The sequence below is a fragment of the Streptomyces phytophilus genome (genome assembly GCF_013870535.1).
GTDB lineage: Bacteria > Actinomycetota > Actinomycetes > Streptomycetales > Streptomycetaceae > Streptomyces > Streptomyces phytophilus.
Genome location: NZ_JACBXC010001238.1, coordinates 1 through 1,760, shown reverse-complemented (window position 1 = coordinate 1,760; position 1,760 = coordinate 1). Strand labels below are relative to the sequence as shown.

2 protein-coding genes are annotated in these 1,760 nt (G+C 73.5%); one reads left to right on the top strand and one right to left on the bottom strand.

Annotated features, from left to right (window positions below; translation table 11 throughout):
- Window positions 1-328 precede the first annotated feature (328 nt).
- Window positions 329-475 carry a hypothetical protein gene (locus H5J30_RS31195; protein ID WP_181790880.1) on the top strand — a complete coding sequence of 49 codons (147 nt, stop codon included), beginning with the start codon at window positions 329-331 and terminating at the stop codon, window positions 473-475.
- Between the two features lie 6 nt (window positions 476-481).
- Here H5J30_RS31195 and H5J30_RS31190 read toward each other — a convergent pair.
- Window positions 482-1,760: purple acid phosphatase family protein (locus H5J30_RS31190; protein ID WP_181790878.1), on the bottom strand; the 1,279-nt coding region annotated here is incomplete at its 5' end.

Here is a 1,760-nt window from a genome sequence, read left to right as displayed (position 1 = left end):
CCCCGGCGCACCCGGGGGCGTGCCCGCGGGTGCGGACGCGCCCGCGGGTGTGCGCCGCATCACCTCGCCCGCCCAGCTCGCGGCGTTGCTCGACACCCTGGATTCCTCAAGATGACCGCAGGTCGAAGAGGGTGCCGTCTCAGATAGTAGGAAGCCCGAGTATATGGCGAGACAAGAACGCTTTGACGTCCTACTTTTGTAGGAGCCGAAAGCTCGCGGAACAGCGACGGTGGTCGAGGCATGGCGCCTTGCGCAGGTCACCCCTGCGGCGCCGCTCCCGCCCCAGCGGCGTCCCCACGTATCTCCAGCGCCCCCAAGGAGCTGCCCCATGGCTGCCACCACCACGGTCCGCCGCGCCCGCTACTCCGCCCGCACCGAGCAGAACCGGGACTCCGCCCTCGCCCGGAAGAACGCCGCCGCCGCGCTGCAGCGGGCGTTCGACCGCCGCGACAACGGCGGTTCGACCGGCCACTGAGCCCGCTCAGCGACCCCGTACCAGCTCGAAGCGGTCGATCCGCGTGCCGTCGTCGGCGTACGCGGCGACCCGCAGCGCGGGTGCGGTGCCCGGCCGGGACTCCACCGCGAGGAACGAGTAGCCGGTGTAGCGCACCCGCGACCACTCCACGTCCTCCAGCGCCTTCTCGCCGTCGCGCGCCCAGGAGAAGGTGTGCACGACGTCGCGGTCGCGGCGCCGGCCCTCGTAGCTGTCCGGCGCGCTGAAGTCGTACAGCTTGCGCCCGCCGCCGCCCGCGGTCACGTAGACCGCGCCGTGCCGCTCGGTGTCCACCGAGCCGCCGACGGGCAGGGGACGGGTAAGGGCCCCGGCGCGCAGCGCGTCGGTGCGCTCGTAGACGTGGTTGTGGCCGTTGATCACCAGATCGACGCGGTGGGTGTCGAAGAGCGGTGTGAAGTGCTCCCGTACCCCGCCGTCCGAGGCGTGGGTGCTGGTGGAGTACGCGCAGTGGTGGAAGAAGACCACGAGGAAGTCCACCCCCGGCTTCTTCCGCAGCTCCCCGAGCCGCCGGTCCAGCCAGCGCGCCTGGGCGCCGCCGGTGTAGCCGAGGTTGGCGGGGATCTCGTACGACACGTCGTTGGCGTCCAGCGCCACGACGGCGGTGTTGCCGTAGACGAAGGAGTACGAACCGGGCACCTCCCGCGGGTCGAAGCCGTTGTCCGGCAGGTGCCAGCGGGCGCGCTGGCCGCCGTAGCCGTCGGGGGAGTACCACGCCTCCATGTCGTGGTTGCCCATCGCCGCCATCCACGGGACCCGGGAGGACACCGGGTCGATCTGCCGCAGGAAGCGGTCCCACACCCGGGCGTCGTAGCGGTCGCCCTCCAGCCCCTGTCCGGAGTCCTCGGCGTAGCAGATGTCGCCGGCGTGCAGGTGGAACGCCGGCGGGCCGCCGGGCAGCCCGCCGATGCGCCGGGTGATCGCGCGGGCGGCGCGGCCGGTGCCCTGGTCGCCGAAGGCGGTGAAGACGAAGCGCTCCGGCCGGGCGGGCGCGGTGCGGAACTCCGCGAGGTGCGCGTCGGCGCCCGGCGAGGCGGCGGGGTCGAACTCGTCGTGGCCGAGCCCGTAGACGTATGCCGTGCCGGGCTCCAGGCCGTCGAGCGCGGCGTGCACGTAGTGCTGCTCGACCGCCGGCAGCCCGCCGAGCGCCGGGGTCTTCAGCGGCCGGATCTCCGCCTCGACGCGCTTGCCGAGGTCGCCGCGGCCGGTGCCGAAGCGGACGTACGGCCGGCGCACGGGGAGCGGGAGC